The organism is Streptomyces sp. NPDC059452 (genome assembly GCF_042750035.1).
Lineage (GTDB): Bacteria > Actinomycetota > Actinomycetes > Streptomycetales > Streptomycetaceae > Streptomyces.
This window is the reverse complement of the sequence record NZ_JBHYVE010000041.1, coordinates 17,186-33,319: the sequence shown is the minus strand read 5'-3', so window position 1 is coordinate 33,319 and position 16,134 is coordinate 17,186. Positions and strand designations below refer to the sequence as shown.

Here is a 16,134-nt window from a genome sequence, read left to right as displayed (position 1 = left end):
CAGGGGTGCGCGGTCCCGTACGCGTAAGACGTCGATGTACGGGCACGATCGGTGCGGCGGGTCTCCGGCTCCTCAGGGCGGAGGCCCGCCGTACTCGTTCAGGGGATTACGCCGAGGCGCGTCGTACCAGCGTCGTCGGGGTGATCACCGAGTCCGGTGCCGAGCCGTTCCCCGTACGGTCCCGGTCCCTGACCCGGTCCAGGCCGCGCAGCAGCAGCCGGGCCATCAGCCGGCCCTGGCCCTCGATGTCCTGGGCGACGGTGGTCAGCGGCGGGTCGGTCTCCTCGGCCACCCCGGCCATGTCGTCGAACCCGACGAGCGCCACCTGCTCCGGCACCGCCACCCCGCGCTCCCGCAGGACCCGCAGCGCGCCCGAGGCCATCAGGTCGTTGGCGACGAACACCGCGTCCAGGTCGGGCCGCCGCTCCAGCAGTGCGGCCATCGCCCGCGCCCCGCTCTCCACGGTGAACGCGCCCTCGACGACCAGCGTCGGGTCCACGTCGATGAGCACGTCCCGGTAGCCGTCGAGCCGGTCCATCGCGGAGGTCTGGTCGGGCGGCCCGCCGATGTGCGCGATCCGCTCCCGGCCGAGGTCCCGCAGATACTGCACGGCGACCCGCGCCCCGCCCCGGTTGTCGGCGTCCACATAGGAAACGGCCTGGTCACCGGGGCCGGCGGTCCAGCTCGGCCGGCCCCCGTACACCGTCGGAATCCCGGCCCGCCGGGTGATCGCGGGCAGCGGGTCGTCGGTGTGGAGGGAGAAGGCGAGCGCGCCGTCCACGTGGCCGCCGGAGAGGTAGCGCGCGATCCGTTCGAAGTCGCCGGGCCCCTCCACCAGCAGCAGGACGAGCTGGGTGTCGTGGGCGGTCAACTCCTTGCTGATGCCCCGGATCTGCTGCGAGAAGAAGGGGTCCGAGAAGATCCGTATCTCCGGCTCCGCGATGACGACCGCCACCGCGCCCGTCCGCCGGGTCACCAGGGTCCGGGCCGCGTGGTTCGGGATGTAGCCGAGCTCGTCGACCGCCCGGAGCACCTTGTCGACCAGCGGTTTTCGGACCCCGTCGCCCCCGTTGACGACCCGCGAGGCGGTGGCCCGGGAGACCCCCGCACGTGCCGCGACGGCTTCCAGGGTGGGCCGGGACCCGGGGGACTGCTCGGGCAAGGCGGTCGCTCCTCGTCGACGGGGGCGGCGGCACGCGCGGGTGGGGCAGGCCGTGCCGTCGCCGGATCGTCTACAGCCTAGCGCCGGGGCGGTGGCACCGCTGAGAGCGCTTTCAAGCGGAATGGGCGCCTCTTCCTGGCCCGGTGAGCGTTGGACACGCTGGGTAGGCATGGCCCTTACTCAGAGTGGAAGGTGTGCAGCATGGAAGCGACGGAGCGGCGCAGAGCGGCGGCGGAGAGAGTGCGGACGGCGGAGGACGCGGTGGCACAGCTGAAGGAAGGGCTCGCCGGAGTGGGTGTGACGCTGCCTTCGCTGCGGGTCGATCCCGTCTCGTGCGCGGGCAACGAGCCGACGCCCCTGGTCGAGCTGGGCCGCTGCAACATCGACACCGCGCTGCGGCTGTGCGAGGTGCTGGCGGAGAAGGAGAGCGGTCATGGCGGGTGAGGGAGTTCAGTCGGGTACGCCCGAGGCGGGGGCGTTCGCGGTGGACGGCCGGGACGGGCGCGTGGGCCGGGTGATCGGCCTGGCCGGTGAGGACGTGCGGCTGCGGCCGCCGGGCGGGGGGCCGGAGTGGTCCTGCCCGTCGGAGTCCGTTCGGCCGGCGCCGCCGGGGGTGGTGCTGCGGGCCCGGGTGACGGAGATCAACCGGGAGGGGCAGTTGCCGCGTTGAGCTCTGGGGGGGGGCACTGGTGGGCGCGCGCGTGAGGCGGCGGGGCCGGCCCCTTCTCGGGGTCGGGCCCGCCGCCGTTCGGGGGCGAACGCGCGTCGCGGGAAGCGGGAAGCGGGAAGCGGGACGCGTGCACGCGGGTGTACGAGTGCGTACGCGGGTGTGCGCGTGCGTGCGCGGGTGTACGTGGGTCGGTGGATCACATGATGCGGAAGGCCAGGTAGTACGCGGACACCTGGGCGTGGTAGCCCGGGTCCTCGGTCTGCCGGTGGCGGTCGAACTCCGGCGAGTCCTTGACCTGGTCCTTGGTGAGGTCCACGTAGACCTTGCGGTCCTCCGTGTCGATGTGCCGGACCGTGCCCGCCGGGAGCAGGACGTCCTTGCCGAAGATCCATACCCCGGTGTCGACGAGCAGATAGGCGGAACCGGCCTCGTCGGAGTGCTTGTCGACCTTGCCGATGCTGCCGTCGGTCGCCTCCACCGTATATCCGGAGAGATCGGCGCCCGCGGTGTGACCGCTCGACGGCTGGTAGCCCCACAGGGAGTCGCTCATTGTGGCCCCTTTCGCGAAGGTCAATTCAGCTCGTAATGGCTCGCGTCGGCTCGTGCGTATCGTTGGTTCGTGCGTTTCGTCGGTTCGTCGGTGAATTGTTGACAGGTCCGCTGAGTTTCGTGTGCCCGGGGAATCCCGGCCTACACATGGGCGGTTCTCCGAGGTGGCACCGACGGGGCTGGGGCCGGGCATCAGCCCGGCCCCAGCCCCGTTTACGCTGGTCGGAAATGCCTACCAGCGGTACCACCGACCCCGTCGGCCGCCACCTCCGGCGGGCCGGACGAAGAAGCCCACGATCCAGACGACCAGGACGATCACGGCTATCCACCAGAGAAGGTCAAGGGCGAATCCGGCGCCGAAGAGAAGCAGGATGAGCAGAAGAACGAGAATCAGGGGAACCATTTTTATCAACCTCCGGAAAATCAGGTTCCCGGCATCCCTTTCCCTACACGCCGCAGCCGTCGATCGTTTTTATTTTTTCTTCACGTGGTAGGAAGGCGTGAGCGAAGGCACGAGCGGGGCGACGGTCGCCGGGACGGAGGGATGGCAGTGTCCGACGAGGTACGGGGATCCGACGAGGTACGGGGATGGCTCTCCCCGAAAGCGGTGGCGGCCGAGGCCGGTGTGAGCCAGGAGTTCGACCTCTCCCAGTGCGTGCGGGAGCCCATCCATCTGCTCGGCGGCGTGCAGTCGTACGGCGCCCTGGTCGCCGCCCGGCTGCGGGACTCCGTGGTGGACACGGTGAGCCGGAACGCGGGGGAGGTGCTGGGGCGGGCGGCCGAGGAGCTGGTGGGGCGGCCGGTCACGGAGCTGATCGGGGAGGAGCAGTGGGCGCTGGCGCGGGAGAGCACGGAGGCGGAGGGGCCCGCCGGCTCTTCGGACGGGCCCGCTGCCTCCGGGGTGCTGTCCCTCTCGCTGGAGTCGGGCGACGGTCGGGCCCGGCTCTTCGACGTGACCGTCCACCGGGTGGCGGAGTTGCTGGTGCTGGAGTTCGAACCGCGGGCGGCGGAGGGGCCGTTCGTGTTCCAGAACTTCTATCCCCGGGTGCGGCGTGCCCTGCACCGGCTCCAGGGTGCCGCCGATGTCACCGAGTGCTGTGCGGCCGCCGTACGGGAGGTGCAGGCGCTCACCGGGTACGACCGGGTGGTGGCGTACCGGTTCGACGGCGCCGAAGGGCCCGGTCAGGTCATCGCGGAGGCGCGTACCGAGGGGCGGGAGCCGTGGCTGGGGCTGTGGTTCCCGGCCAGTGACATCCCGCCGCAGGCCCGCCGCCTCTACGCCCGCAACTGGATCCGGGTCATCGGTGACGTGGACGACGCGACGGTGGGGCTGCTGCCCGAGCGGCGGGAGGGGACCGGGGAGCCGCTGGACCTGTCGGGCTCGACACTCCGTACGGTCTCCGGCTACCACCTGGAGTACCTGCGCAACATCGGTGTCGCCTCGTCCATGTCGGTATCGCTGTTGCGCGACGGCGAGTTGTGGGGGCTGATCGCCTGTCACGGCGACGAGCCGAGGCGGCTGACCCCCGAAGTGCGGGCGGCCTGCGAGTTCTTCGGGATCGCGCTGTCCCTGCAACTGGCGGCCGTCGCCGAGCGCGAGCAGGCCGACGAGCTGTCCGGGTACCGTCGGGCGCTCGCCACGCTGCTGGTCCGGCTCACCTCCCAGGCGCCGGAAGCGCTGATGCGCCCCGGCTCCGGAGTGGCCGAACTCCTGAACGCCGACGGGGCGTTGCTGCTCCGGGGTACGGAGACCCTGACGACGGGGGACCCGGTCCCCACCGGGCTGCCCGGACTGCTGGAGCGGCTGGCGGGCGTGGGTCCGGTGGGCGAGGTGTGGAGCAGCGACCGGGTGCCGGAGGTGCTGGGGCTCGATCCGGCGGACGCGGAGGCGCAGGGGCTGCCCGCGGGCCTCCTCTTCCTTCCCTTCAACCGGGACGGCGGCCTGCTCGCGTGGTGGCGCCGTGAACGGCCCGCGCCCCGGGAGTGGGCCGCCGATCCGGCGCGCCCGGTGCGGACGGGGCCGGGCGGTGAGCGGCTGACCCCGCGCGGTTCCGCCGCCGTCTACCGGGCGACCGTACGCGGGCGGAGCGAGCCGTGGACGCCTGCGCAGCGGGTCGCCGCCGGGGAGCTGTGGCGGGAGATGTCGGGCCTGCTGAGCCGACACCTGGCGGAGCTGGAGGCGCGGAACACCGAACTCGCCCGGACCAACGAGGACTTGGACTCCTTCGCGCACGCGGCGGCCCATGACCTGAAGGAGCCGTTGCGGGGGATCTCGAACGCGGCCGCCTTCATCGTCGAGGACGCCGGTTCCGTACTGGACGCCACCTCGTTGCGCCGGCTCACCACGGTTCGGCGGCTCGCGGAGCGCATGGACGGGCTGCTGGACTCGCTGCTCCACTTCTCGCGCCTTGGTCAAGTGGGTTTGGAGCGGGAGGAGTTGTCGCTGGACGAGGTGGTGGACGACGCGCTGCTCGTGGCCGGGGACCGGCTGGCCGAGCAGGGGGTGAGGGTGGTGCGCCCGGCCGCCCTGCCCCGGCTGCGCGCGGACCGGGAGCGGCTGCGCGAGGTGCTGGAGAACCTGTTCGTCAACGCGGCCAAGTACGCGGCGGACGAGGGTGCGGGGGAGCGGTCGGTGTGGGTGGAGGCGGTCTCCGTGGTGCCGCCGGGTGAGGAGGGACGGCCGGAGACGGCCGTCGTCGTACGGGACAACGGCATCGGGATCCCGCCCGAGCAGCAGGAGGACGTCCTCCAGCTGTTCCGTCGGCTGCACCGCCGCGAGGAGCGGGGCGGCGGCTCGGGCGTGGGCCTCGCCGTGGTCAAGCGGATCGTGGAACGGCATGGGGGCCGGTTGTGGCTGGAGAGCCCGGCCACGGCTACGGCTACGGCTACGGCTACGGCTCCGGCTACGGAGGGTGGCGGTCCGGGGACGGCTGTGTGGTTCACGCTGGGTGGGGCGGATTCCCCGTCGGGTGAGTGACGGGGGCGTGGGTTACCCGGCGGGCGGCCCGCCGTCCGTCTTCTGCGTCATCCAGAAGTCGACCGCACCCCGCAGAACCGTCTGGAACAGCTCGAAGTTGACCGGCTTGTAGATGTAGCTGTCCGCCCCCGCCGCGTAACACGCGTCCTCCTCGGCCGAGGAGGTGGACGAGGTGAAGACGATCACCGTCAGGGAGGCGCACGCGGCGTGCCCGCGCAGGTGCGAGAGCAGCGTCAGGCCGTTCATGCCGGGCATGTTGAGGTCGAGCAGCACCAGGTCCGGCGTACGGGCGGCGGGGTCGAGGAGGCGGGGCACGACGGCGTCGCTGCGGGGGGCGAACTCCACGTGCAGGGAGGGGTGGGAGCGGGCCAGGGCCCGCTGGATGGCCTCGGTGTCCTCCTCCGAGTCCTCCACGACGAGGATCAGTCCGTCGCTGTTCATCGGTGCCCTGCCTGTCCGCCGGTACGGGTGCCGGGCCTGGCCCAGCCGGTACGGGTGTTCATCGCAGGGCCGCCTGTTCGAGGTGGAGGTGGTGGGGGAGGAGGCCGGTGTCCGGTGTGATGCCGGTCCAGCGGGCCACGAGCAGGGCGATGTCATCCTGACCGGAGGCGCGGAACACCTTGGCCTGCCGGGCCAGGCTCTCCGCGATGTGTGCGGCGCCGAAGCCGCGGAGGGCGGCGAGCCGGCCGGGCAGGACGCTCTCGAAGAAGGTGCCGTCCGCTTCCCGGGACTCCGTCAGCCCGTCGGTGAACAGCACCACGGTGTCGTCCGGGGCGAGTCGCTCCTCGTGGCTCTCGTAGGAGACGTCGTCCAGGACGCCGAGGAGGAGTCCGCCGGAGAGCACCTCGGAGACCGTGCCGTCGCTGCGGAGCACCAGGGGCGAGGGGTGCCCCGCGCTGCACGTGGTGAGCAGCGCCGTGCCGTCGGCCCGGGGCGTCAGCGTCGCGACGACCGCGGTGAGGAAGCGGCTCGCCCGCTCCTGTCGCAGGGCCCGGTTGAGCCGGCTCAAGGCGGTGCCGGGGTCGGTGCCCTCCTCCAGCAGGGTGCGCAGGGTGTGGCGGGCCAGTCCGGTGAGGGCGGCCGCCTCCGCGCCGCGTCCGCAGACGTCGCCGATCAGGAGGGCGATGCTGCCGTCGGGTCTGGGCACGGCGTCGTAGAAGTCGCCGCCCACGTCGAGCATGGGGTCGCCGACCTCGTAACTCGCGGACAGGTCCCACTGGTCGGTGACTGGGAGCTGCGAGGGGAGCAGGTGCTCCTGGAGGGAGAGGACGGCGTGGCGGCGGAGCTCGTAGAGGAGGGCGTTGTCGATGGCGAGCGCGGCCCGGGTGGCGAGGCTGCGGAGGAAGGCGCTGTCCGGCAGCCGGGCCTCGGGCCGCTGGTAGACGAAGGTGATGCTGCCGACCACACGGCCCCGGGCGCGGAGCGCGCTGACGCTGACGACGGTGGGGTGACCACTGGGGCTTCCGGGCAGCCCGGTGCCGGGTGTGCCGCCTGTGCCGCCTGTGCCGGGGGCGCCGCCTGTGCCGGGTGTGCCGCCTGCGCTGGGTGTGCCGACCGCACCAGCCGTCCCACCCGCACCGCCCACCCCGCCCGCATCCGCGAAGGGTGAGCCGTCCAGGGCGGCGCCGCTCAGGAACACCGTGTCCTCGTCCTCGCCCCGCCCCGCGAGCAGCGCCGCCAGCCACGGGTCGTCGCGGCCCGCCTCCTCCAGGGCGCGCTGCTGCTGGACGGCGACGTGCGTGGCGGCGACGAACTCCGGACCCTCGCCGCGCAGCAGATGTACGAGACATCCGTCGGCGACGGCCGGAACGGCGATCCGGGCCACCCGCCGCAGGGTGTCCTCCACGTCGAGGGACGAGTCCATCTGGAGCGAGGCCTCGGCGAGCAGCGCGTCGTCCGCGCCCCGGCGGACCTCGCGGCCGCGCTGGAGGATGCCGGTGTGGCAGCCCACGATGACGTCGACGGCCTGCGTCAGCCGGCTCTCGACCACGGCCAGGTCGGCCGAGGCGTCCACGGCGACGCCGAGCGTGGCCCAGCCCCGGTGGTCGAGCCGGAACGTGCAGGCCACGACGGAGGCCCCCGGCGCCTGCCGCAGGAACTCCGCCTCCGGCCACACCGCGTCGTCCAGCCCGGCCACGGCCGCCCGGGTCACCACGGGTTCGTCGCCCGGCTCCCGTACGGCCGCCTCCGGCATCGACCGCGAGGTGGCGACGATCACCGGGGCGTCGCTTCCGGTGCTCAGGGCCCGCATGTACCGCAGGACCTGCTTCTCGTCCCACCGCGTGCCCACGACGAGGAGGGCCCCCGGGGTGGCGAGGAGCGGCGCGTAGACGTCGTCCGCCAGCGCCGCGACCTCCTCGGCCCGCGAAGCCGCCTGCCAGAGCCGGTGCAGCGCACCGGACCAGGTGTCGTCGACCATGTCCCCGCCCTCCGCCGCCGTCTCGTCTCCGTCCTCGGCCAGTATGACCGGCGGGCCGGAATTCATGCCGTGGGAGGGATCACGGGTGGGTGTGCTCTCCTGTGCCCGGCCACTCGTTCGTGGGACGCTGGGAGAAGCGGCGTACGGCCGCGAAGCCTCCGATCTAGCTTTCTCGGCAAGGCCACTGAAGAAGGGACACGCGATGACCGCAGCGTTCGTCGAGAACAGTCACGCACCGGGTGCGCGCGCGTGGGACTACCTGCTCCAGACATGGCGAGAACTGGACGTGCCCGAGGGGTGGCGCGCAGAGATCGACGAGGGGCAGATCGTCTTGGTACCACCGCCGCACGCGCATCACAACGGCATCGCGGAGAAGGTGCAGCGACGCCTTTACCGAGGGCTTCCCGAAGGACTCGGGATCTACCAGACCCTCGGCGTCCACGTGGCACCGCTCGGCAAGCTGTACGTCCCCGACCTCGTCGTCATGCCGACCGAGCTGATCGACACGGCCGATCCGGAGACCAGCGATCCGCTCGACGCCGCCGAGGCGCTGCTCGTCGTCGAGATCACGTCCAAGGGCAACGCGCGGGAGGACCGGACCAAGAAGTACCGCGCGTACGCGCGTGCGGGTGTCCCGATGTACCTCCTGATCGACCGGTTCGACACGCGGGGCCCGATGTCCACGCTGTTCACGGAGCCGAACGAGGACGGCACGTTCAAGCGCGCGGACGCGGTGCCGTTCGGCAAGCCGCTGTACGTTCCGGCGCCCTTCGACGTGTCGCTCCCGACCGGGGAGTTCCCGGGGCCCACCGCTCCGTAGGCGGCTGCCCTCTTCGCGTTCGTACGGCGGCAGATCGTCCTCGGCCGGGCCGGTGACCCGGACCGGGGGCTGATGGACGTGAGCCTGTTCTCCATCGCCTCGTTCCGGAGCGGCGACATCGCCACGCTGATCACCGGCGCTGCACTGACGACACCCGCTAGGGGAGATCCGGGCGCGTCACCACCTTGATGTTGAAGGTGTGGGACCCCACCCCGCCCGCCCCATGAAGAGGAACGCGAAGTGCTCCTGGCCGCGTGCGGTGGTGATGCCGCCGATGTCCAGCTGGGAGGAGGGCGGCCAGCCGAGGTCCGCGAGGAGGCCGCCGACGGTCCGCTTGGCCTCGGCGTCATCGCCGGAGAGGAAGACCGTGCCCGGTTCGGTGAGCTCGCCCGGGGCGGTCATGGCGGTGGAGTCCATCGTGCAGAGCGTCTTGACGACGGGGGTCAGCGGGAAGGCCTCCTGGATCAGTTCGCCCAGGCTGCTGTTGGGGTGGGTGAGCTCGGTGAAGTCGTCGGAGAGGCCCACCCCGACGTCGATCAGCGGGATCCCGGCCAGCGCCGGAGCCCCGATGGAGTGCAGCAACTCCACGGAGACGCCTCCCGGCGTGGCGTTGACCAGCACGTCCGCGTGTGCGGCCACCTCGTCCAGGCTCCCCACGGGGAGGCCGAGGTCGGTGCGCTCCTTCGGGTGGCGTGATCCGAGGAGGACGTCGTGTCCTGCGGCGCGCCAGCCGTGGGCGAGGGCGCGGGCTACATGTCCGGTGCCGAGCAGTCCTATACGCATGAGGACGACGCTAGCCAGCGGAGCGGCTGGGGCGGATCGGGCCGGAGGCGGGGGCGGGCCGGGACCCGGGGCGTAGTCCGTTGGTCGGACGAGCCGTGCGATCGGATCGGGTCCGATCGGCCCCGAACGCAGAGGAGGGGAGGGGCGGCCCGTGGAGTCGGCTGCCTTCTTCTCGGCCTTCTTGGCCTTCTCGGCCTTCTTGGCCTTCTCGGCAATTCCTGCCGACGCCTTGGATCACTGCTTTACCTTGGAACCTCCGTAGTTCGTCGGGGGGACCGTCACATGGCCAAGGACCAGTTCGAGCACAGCCGTACCGAGACCGGCCCGAAGGGCTGAACCCGCCACCGTGAAGCAACTGACGGGGCAGGACCCCACCCACATCGGCCCCTACCGCCTGATCGCCCGGCTCGGCGAGGGCGGGATGGGTCTGGTCTATCTGGGCCGGTCCGATCTCGGCCGCACGGTCGCGGTCAAGGTCGTGCAGGCCGAACACGCCCAGCACCTGGAATTCCGCAGGCGCTTCGCCCGTGAGGTCGCCGCCGCCCGGCGGGTGGGCGGGGAGTGGACGGCCGCCGTGCTCGACGCCGACACCGACGCGGCGACGCCCTGGGTGGCGACGCAGTACATCCCGGGCCCGGACCTGACCACCGTGGTCGGCAAGGACTTCGGCCCGCTCCCCGAACACTCGGTCCACACCCTGGCCAACCGCCTCGCCCTCGCCCTCCAGGCCGTACACGGGGCGGGGCTGATCCACCGCGACCTCAAGCCGTCGAACGTCCTGGTGACCGTCGACGGCCCCCGCGTCATCGACTTCGGCATCGCGCGGGCGCTGGACAGCGTCGGCGGCGACAGCCTGCTGACCCGCACCGGCATGCTGATCGGATCCCCCGGCTTCATGTCGCCGGAGCAGGTGCGGGGCCATGAACTCACCCCCGCCAACGACCTGTTCTGCCTCGGGGCGGTCCTCGTGTACGCCGCCACCGGACGCCTCCTCTTCGGCGCCACGGAGACCGGGCTCAACGCGCACCTGTTCCGGATCGCGGAGGAAGAACCCGACCTGACCGGCGTACCGGACTCCCTGCTGGATCTCGTACGCGCCTGCCTGCACAAGGACCCGGCCCGGCGGCCCACCACGGCTCAGGTGATCGAGCGTACGGCGACGGACCGGCCGGGCGAGTGGCTGCCGGGTTCGGTGCTGGCCCAGCTCGGGCGCAAAGCAGCGGAACTGCTGGACTTCGCCCCGGAGGCGCGGGGCGCGCAGGCCGACCCGCGCGCGCACGGTGCGCAGGCCGACCCGCGTGTGCACGGTGCGCAGGCCGACCCGCGTGTGCACGGTGCGCAGACCGACCCGCATGCGCAGGCCGACCCTCGCGCATGGACCGCTCACCCGGGCACCCGTCCCGAGCCCGCCTCGTACCCCCTCCCGACCTCGTACCCCCTGCCGCCCGCCACCCCGCCGGCGGCCCCGGCGCCTCTCGGTACGGCGGGGGACGGTGGGGCGCCGAACCCCCGGCGCTGGTGGGGCCTGGCGATGGCGGCGTTCGCGCAACTGGTCGTGTGGGTCGACGCGTCGAGCACGTCCGTGCTGCTGTACGAGATGGTCGGAGACCTGGGCCTCGCCGCCTACGACGTGCGGCAGATCTACGCCGGCTACGCGTTGGCCTTCTGTTCGCTGCTGCTCGTGGGCGGGCACATCGCGGATCTCATCGGCCGCAGAACGGCGCTGCTCATCGGCCTGACCGGTTTCACGGTGGCCGTCGTGGTCGGCGCCACGGCCACCGGGCCCGATGCGCTGATGGTGAGCGTCGTCCTGCGGGGTGTCTTCGCCGCCCTGATCGCCCCGGCCTCGTTCGGCCTCGTCGCCGCCCAGTTCACCGAGGCGAAGGAACGCAGGAAGGCCCTCGGGATCTTCTCCGTGGTCGGCCTCGGCGGTTCTGCCCTGGCCCTGTTGATCACCGTGCCGCTCGCCCTGTCGACGGCCTGGAGCCTTTTCCTGTACATCACCGCCGGGCTCGCCCTCACCGCCCTCGTCGGCACCGCCGCCCTGGTCCGCGACCGGGGCGGCCGCACTCCGGCCCGCTTCGACGGCCCCGGTGCGCTGCTGAGCACCCTCGGGGCCGCGGCTCTCGTCTTCGGCCTGGCTCAGGCGCTGGGCGGCTGGGGCCGGTGGGGCGAGCCTCTGATGGTCCCCGCCCTCGTCCTCGGTGCCGTCCTGCTGGCCGCCTTCGCCTGGCAGCAGTCGAGGGCGGCAGGCCCGATCCTGCCGACGTACGCGGGCCGGGGCCGCGACCGTCTGGGCGCCTCGCTCACCCTGTTCCTGACCGGGCTCGCCCTGGCGCCCGTGACGTCACTCCTCGGGGTGTTCCTGATGTCCCTCGCCCCGCCCGCGTCCCTTGGTGCCTTCGTGGTGATGACGGGTGCGTTCCTGATCGGCGCCCTGGCCGTCTCCGCCCGGCTGCTGCCCCGCCTCGGCCCCCGTGTCCTGCTCGTGGCGGGTCTGCTGCTCGTGGCGGTGGGGGTGCTGGCCGTCCAACTGGCCGAGGACTCCGTCTCCAGCGCCCTCCCCAGCATGGTCGGTGTCGGCCTCGGCCTGGGCATGGCCGGTACGGTCCTCTACTCGACCATCACCGACGGCATCGCCGCGCAAGACGTCGGCGGCCGGGGCGGCCTCGTCATGGTGCACCAGAACATGGGCGGTGAGCTCGCGTTCGCGCTGCTCGGCGGGGGGATTCTCCATCTGTCGGACGACAACCCCTCGATCTTCTACGCGGCGGCCGGGGTCCTGGCGGTCGCGGCGCTGCTCGGAGGGGTGCTGATCAAGGGCCCGGCGAGGACCGTCGCCCCCGCCGAGCCCTGGTCGGCCCCGACGCTGTCGCGTTAGCTCCGGAGCGGGAGCCGGGGGCGGAGGCGGGAGACGGGGGGCAGAGGCGGGAGGCGGGGGCAGGAGCGGGAGGTCAGACCCCCGCCGGAGCCTTCTCCTGGGAGCCGGGGTCCGTGCCATCGGGGCCACCGGGGCCACCAGGGCCGCCGGTGTTCCCGGAGCCTCCGGGGCCTCCCGTCGGGGCGCTGTCCTGGGCCGGGTGGGGGCCGCCCGTGGCGGCGACCGTGGACGGGGCCGGGGCCTGGGAGACGTTGAATTCCGTCAGCAGGTCCTGGCTGAAGCCGAAGAAGTACGTGGCGAGGAACCCGGCCACGTACCCGGTGAGCAGGCCGCCCGCGTAGATCGCGATCGTGGAGCCCAGGCCGTGGTTGCCGTCCAGGAGGGGGAACAGGGCCCAGCCGGACGGGCCGATGGCGGTCGAGCCGACCGTGTCGCCGAGCTGGTGGAACAGGCCGACGAAGCCGCCGCCGAACGCGCCGCCCACGCACGCCGTGATGAACGGGCGGCCCAGGGGGAGCGAGACGCCGTAGATCAGGGGCTCGCCGACGCCCAGCAGCCCCGCCGGGAGCGCGGACCTGATGGTGCGGCGGATCGACTCGTTGCGGGGGAGGCGGAAGTACACCGCCATGGCCGCGCCGACCTGGCCCGCCCCGGCCATCGCGAGGATCGGGAGCAGGACCGTGAAGCCCTGCTGCTCGATGAGGGTCGTGTGGATCGGGATCAGCGCCTGGTGCAGGCCCAGCATGACCAGGGGCAGGAAGAGGCCGCCGAGCACGAAGCCCGCGCCTGATCCGCCGTTGGAGAGCAGCCAGTCCGCGAACGTACCGATCGCGGACGACACCTCGCCCGCCACGTACATCAGGCCGAAGATGGTCACCAGGCCGGAGATCAGCACCGTCAGGGTCGGGGTGACCAGGACGTCCAGCGCCTCCGGCACCCACCTCCGGCACCACTTCTCCACGTACACCGCCAGCACCGCCGCCCCCAGCGCGCCGAGCACACCGCCCTGGCCGGGCGAGAGGGTCTGGCCGAAGGCGTCGATCTTCGCCACGCCCGGGAACACGATGATCGCCGCCACCGCACCGCCCAGGATCGGCGTACCGCCGAACTCCTTCGCCGTGTTGTAGCCCACGAACACCGCGATCAGCGCCATGAACCCGGACGCCATCGCCGCCAGCGCGGGCGTCACGGCAGGCAGCCACCCCAGGTTCACCAGCAGGCCGTTGAGGCCCGCGATGATCCCGCAGCCGATGAGGGCCGGGATCAGCGGTACGAAGATATTGGCGATCCGGCGCAGGAACAGCTTGAAGGGGGTGGCGTTCTTCGCCTTCTGCTGGGCCTTGATCGCCGCGCCCTGGGCCGCCAGATCATCGGCGGAGACGGGAGCCGTGACGGATTCCGGTGCTGCCTCGCGGGCTTCCGCCACCAGGCGCTCGAACTCCGGCGTGACCCGCGCGACCGTGCCCGGACCCAGCACGATCTGGTACGTCTCGTCCTCGACCACGCCCATCACGGCGGGCAGGGCCCGCAGGGCCTCGTCGTCGACGAGGGACCGGTCGTGCAGACCCAGGCGGAGGCGGGTCATGCAGTGGGCGACGGAGCTGACGTTCGCGGCGCCGCCGACGAGCGGCAGGATCGCGGCGGCGGTGGCGCGGTTCTTGTCTTCTGTGGCCATGGTGCGGGGTGCCTTGCTGTGCGGGGGGTGTGGTGCCTGCGGTGCCTGCGGTGCCTGTTGTGCCCGGGGTGGGAGGGGTGCTCCGGGGTGGGAGGGGTGCCCGGGGTGCCTGTTGAGTCCGGGGCGGGAGGGGTGCCCCGGGGTGGGAGGGGGTGGGAAGGGCTGGTCAGGTGGTGCGTACGGCCGCGAGGGCGGCGCGGAGGTGGCCGTCCGACTCGGCGAGGAGCCGGGCGGCGGTGGGGCCGTCGACCCCGCCGAGGATGGTGAGGATCGCGTGCTTGACCTCGCCGTCGGTGGCGGCGAGCGCGGCCTCGATCTCGGCGTCGGACGCCCCGGTGGCGAGGGAGACGATGTGGCGGGAGCGGGCCCGGAGCTTTTCGTTGGAGGCGCGGACGTCGACCATGAGGTTTCCGTACGTCTTGCCGAGCCGGATCATCGTGATCGTCGAGATCATGTTGAGGACGAGCTTCTGCGCCGTGCCCGCCTTCAGCCGGGTCGAGCCGGTGAGCAGTTCGGGGCCGGTGACGATCTCCAGCCCGTGTTCCGCCGCGGCGGCGAGCGCCGAGTCCGCGTTGCAGGAGAGCCCGATGGTCAGGGCGCCCTGTGCCCGGGCGTGCTCGACCGCGCCGATCGCGTACGGCGTACGGCCCGAGGCGGAGATCCCGACCACCGTGTCGTCCGCCGTCAGCTTCAGCGCGTCCAGGTCGGCGGCGGCCAGCTCCTTGCTGTCCTCGGCCCCTTCGACGGCCTTCACCATGGCGGACGGGCCGCCCGCGATCAGGCCGATGACCTCGGAGGGGTCGGTGTTGAAGGTGGGCGGGCACTCGCTGGCGTCCAGCACCCCGAGGCGGCCCGCCGTGCCCGCGCCCGCGTAGATCAGCCGGCCGCCGCGGGCCGTGCGTTCGGCGGCGGCGTCGATCGCGGCGGAGATCTGCGGCAGCCGCTCGGCGACGGCGGTGGGGACGGTGGCGTCCTCGCCGTTCATGATCCGCGCGATCTCCGCCGTGGGCAGCCGGTCGATCTCGGCGAACTCGGGGCGGAAGGCCTCGGTGGTGAGCGTGGCCAGGTGGGCGCGGAGCTCGCCGTAGCTGTCGGCGGTACCGGAGGCTTCGGTGGTGGAGGTCATGGGAGGGCCGCTCTGCTTTCTCGGTGCCGTACGCGTACGGGTGGTGCGGGTGGTGAGTGGTGGTGGCGGGTGGCGGGTGGCGGGTGGCGGGTGGTGTGAGTGGTGCCGGTCAGCGGGTGCGCGGGCTGTGGCGGTGGGCGAGGGCCTCGTAGGAGGCGGAGAGGGCGGGTGCGGCGGTCTCGTACGTCCGCTGGGCCACGCCTATGAACAGGCAGTCCACGACCAGCAGCTGGCTCGTCCGGCTCGACATGGCGGCGGGGCGCAGCTCGCTCTCGCGCGCGGTGGACGTGGTCAGCACATGGTCCGCGTACTGCGATACGGGCCCGTCGGGCCGCCCGGTGATCGCGACCGTCGTCGCCCCCCGGTCGAACGCCACCCGCAGCGGCTCGATGACGTCACCGGTCGAGCCGGAGTGCGTGATCGCTATCGCCACGTCTCCGGCACGCAACTGCACCGCGTTGGTCACCGCGAGGTGCGGGTCCGTGTGGGCGTGGGCTATCAGCCCGATCCGGAGCAGCTTCTGAGCCAGGTCCTGGCCGACGAGGGAGGAGGCGCCCACCCCGTAGATGTCGATGCGGCGGGCGGTCGAGGCGGCGGTGACGGCGGCCCCCAGCTGGACGGTGTCCAGCCCGGCGGCGGTGTCCGCGAGGGTCTGCTGCTCGTCGAAGGCCAGCTTGGCGACGACCTCCGCGATCGGGTCGTCCACCGCGATGTCCGCCGTGACGGCGGGCGACCGGCCGGACTCCTGGTGCGCGGCGAGACCGGCCAGCGCGAGGCGCAGGTCCCGGTAGCCGGGGTAGCCGAGGAGGCGGGCGGTGCGGACGACGGTCGCCTCGCTGGTGCCGGTGAGCTCGGCGAGACCGGTGACGGTGAGGGCGGCGCACCCGGCCGGGTCGCCCGCGACGGCTTCGGCCACCAGCTGCATGGAGCGGGTCATGGAGGGCGCGAGCGTCCGCACCTTGGCGGCGAGGGCCGCGGGGGCGGGTGGGGAGTCGCCGCTGAAAATTTCCTTCACGTCATGGGTCACAACTGAAAGATATTTTCACCCCGGGAGTCCGTCAACCCCTCCTCG

General features: G+C 72.5%; 13 protein-coding genes and 1 pseudogene. 5 read left to right on the top strand and 9 right to left on the bottom strand.

The features are described 5' to 3' along the window. Positions 1-106 precede the first annotated feature (106 nt). The gene (locus tag ACFW9Z_RS33515; protein ID WP_384646895.1) at positions 107-1,162 is read right to left on the bottom strand and encodes a LacI family DNA-binding transcriptional regulator; all 1,056 of its coding nucleotides are present in this window, start codon (positions 1,160-1,162) and stop codon (positions 107-109) included. Between the two features lie 201 nt (positions 1,163-1,363). On the opposite strand from ACFW9Z_RS33515, the gene ACFW9Z_RS33510 reads away from it, so the two are divergent. Together ACFW9Z_RS33510 and ACFW9Z_RS33505 are read left to right on the top strand one after the other, a co-directional pair. Beyond that, positions 1,364-1,606, top strand: a complete 243-nt coding sequence (locus tag ACFW9Z_RS33510; RefSeq protein WP_384646892.1) for a hypothetical protein — start codon at positions 1,364-1,366, stop codon at positions 1,604-1,606. After that, complete coding sequence (locus tag ACFW9Z_RS33505; RefSeq protein ID WP_384646889.1) at positions 1,596-1,832, top strand: hypothetical protein; 237 nt, start codon at positions 1,596-1,598, stop codon at positions 1,830-1,832. The genes ACFW9Z_RS33510 and ACFW9Z_RS33505 overlap by 11 nt, the downstream gene beginning before the upstream one ends. 196 nt (positions 1,833-2,028) lie before the next feature. On the opposite strand, the gene ACFW9Z_RS33500 is transcribed toward ACFW9Z_RS33505, so the two are convergent. Next, positions 2,029-2,382, bottom strand: coding sequence for a PRC-barrel domain-containing protein (locus ACFW9Z_RS33500; protein WP_384646887.1), 354 nt, complete (start codon positions 2,380-2,382; stop codon positions 2,029-2,031). Between the two features lie 231 nt (positions 2,383-2,613). Then, positions 2,614-2,784 (bottom strand): DUF5670 family protein, encoded by a 171-nt coding sequence (locus ACFW9Z_RS33495; protein WP_384646885.1) that lies wholly within the window; start codon positions 2,782-2,784, stop codon positions 2,614-2,616. Between the two features lie 141 nt (positions 2,785-2,925). On the opposite strand from ACFW9Z_RS33495, the gene ACFW9Z_RS33490 reads away from it, so the two are divergent. Further along, the gene (locus ACFW9Z_RS33490; protein ID WP_384646883.1) at positions 2,926-5,358 is read left to right on the top strand and encodes an ATP-binding protein; all 2,433 of its coding nucleotides are present in this window, start codon (positions 2,926-2,928) and stop codon (positions 5,356-5,358) included. A gap of 12 nt (positions 5,359-5,370) precedes the next feature. Here the strand turns inward: ACFW9Z_RS33490 and ACFW9Z_RS33485 are convergent, their stop codons facing one another. Together ACFW9Z_RS33485 and ACFW9Z_RS33480 are read right to left on the bottom strand one after the other, a co-directional pair. Continuing rightward, positions 5,371-5,799 (bottom strand): response regulator, encoded by a 429-nt coding sequence (locus tag ACFW9Z_RS33485; protein ID WP_384646881.1) that lies wholly within the window; start codon positions 5,797-5,799, stop codon positions 5,371-5,373. Positions 5,800-5,857: 58 nt separating this feature from the next. Continuing rightward, positions 5,858-7,777: a PP2C family protein-serine/threonine phosphatase gene (locus tag ACFW9Z_RS33480; protein ID WP_384646933.1), complete on the bottom strand. Its 1,920-nt coding sequence runs from the start codon at positions 7,775-7,777 to the stop codon at positions 5,858-5,860. A 202-nt stretch (positions 7,778-7,979) separates the two neighbouring features. Between ACFW9Z_RS33480 and ACFW9Z_RS33475 the strand changes: the two genes are divergently transcribed. Beyond that, complete coding sequence (locus ACFW9Z_RS33475) at positions 7,980-8,597, top strand: Uma2 family endonuclease (protein ID WP_384646879.1); 618 nt, start codon at positions 7,980-7,982, stop codon at positions 8,595-8,597. A gap of 157 nt (positions 8,598-8,754) precedes the next feature. Here the strand turns inward: ACFW9Z_RS33475 and ACFW9Z_RS33470 are convergent. Beyond that, positions 8,755-9,380 (bottom strand): annotated as a pseudogene (locus ACFW9Z_RS33470) (NADPH-dependent F420 reductase). A 346-nt stretch (positions 9,381-9,726) separates the two neighbouring features. Between ACFW9Z_RS33470 and ACFW9Z_RS33465 the strand changes: the two are divergent. Further along, positions 9,727-12,261, top strand: a complete 2,535-nt coding sequence (locus ACFW9Z_RS33465) for an MFS transporter (RefSeq protein ID WP_384646877.1) — start codon at positions 9,727-9,729, stop codon at positions 12,259-12,261. A gap of 73 nt (positions 12,262-12,334) precedes the next feature. Here the strand turns inward: ACFW9Z_RS33465 and ACFW9Z_RS33460 are convergent, their stop codons facing one another. From ACFW9Z_RS33460 to ACFW9Z_RS33450, 3 genes are all read right to left on the bottom strand, one after another. Continuing rightward, complete coding sequence (locus ACFW9Z_RS33460; protein ID WP_384646875.1) at positions 12,335-13,936, bottom strand: PTS transporter subunit EIIC; 1,602 nt, start codon at positions 13,934-13,936, stop codon at positions 12,335-12,337. 166 nt (positions 13,937-14,102) lie between these two features. After that, positions 14,103-15,062, bottom strand: a complete 960-nt coding sequence (murQ, locus tag ACFW9Z_RS33455; protein WP_384646873.1) for an N-acetylmuramic acid 6-phosphate etherase — start codon at positions 15,060-15,062, stop codon at positions 14,103-14,105. A 109-nt stretch (positions 15,063-15,171) separates the two neighbouring features. Further along, positions 15,172-16,089, bottom strand: coding sequence for a MurR/RpiR family transcriptional regulator (locus ACFW9Z_RS33450; RefSeq protein ID WP_384646871.1), 918 nt, complete (start codon positions 16,087-16,089; stop codon positions 15,172-15,174). Positions 16,090-16,134 lie beyond the last annotated feature (45 nt).

Bases quoted from the DNA above. Each gene is read 5' to 3' on its own strand.
- ACFW9Z_RS33505 (WP_384646889.1), top strand. From the start codon at position 1,596: ATGGCGGGTGAGGGAGTTCAGTCGGGTACGCCCGAGGCGGGGGCGTTC.
- ACFW9Z_RS33475 (WP_384646879.1), top strand. From the start codon at position 7,980: ATGACCGCAGCGTTCGTCGAGAACAGTCACGCACCGGGTGCGCGCGCG.
- ACFW9Z_RS33495 (WP_384646885.1), bottom strand. From the start codon at position 2,784: ATGGTTCCCCTGATTCTCGTTCTTCTGCTCATCCTGCTTCTCTTCGGC.
- ACFW9Z_RS33485 (WP_384646881.1), bottom strand. From the start codon at position 5,799: ATGAACAGCGACGGACTGATCCTCGTCGTGGAGGACTCGGAGGAGGAC.
- ACFW9Z_RS33510 (WP_384646892.1), top strand. From the start codon at position 1,364: ATGGAAGCGACGGAGCGGCGCAGAGCGGCGGCGGAGAGAGTGCGGACG.
- ACFW9Z_RS33490 (WP_384646883.1), top strand. From the start codon at position 2,926: ATGGCAGTGTCCGACGAGGTACGGGGATCCGACGAGGTACGGGGATGG.
- ACFW9Z_RS33500 (WP_384646887.1), bottom strand. From the start codon at position 2,382: ATGAGCGACTCCCTGTGGGGCTACCAGCCGTCGAGCGGTCACACCGCG.
- ACFW9Z_RS33480 (WP_384646933.1), bottom strand. From the start codon at position 7,777: ATGGTCGACGACACCTGGTCCGGTGCGCTGCACCGGCTCTGGCAGGCG.
- murQ (WP_384646873.1), bottom strand. From the start codon at position 15,062: ATGACCTCCACCACCGAAGCCTCCGGTACCGCCGACAGCTACGGCGAG.
- ACFW9Z_RS33460 (WP_384646875.1), bottom strand. From the start codon at position 13,936: ATGGCCACAGAAGACAAGAACCGCGCCACCGCCGCCGCGATCCTGCCG.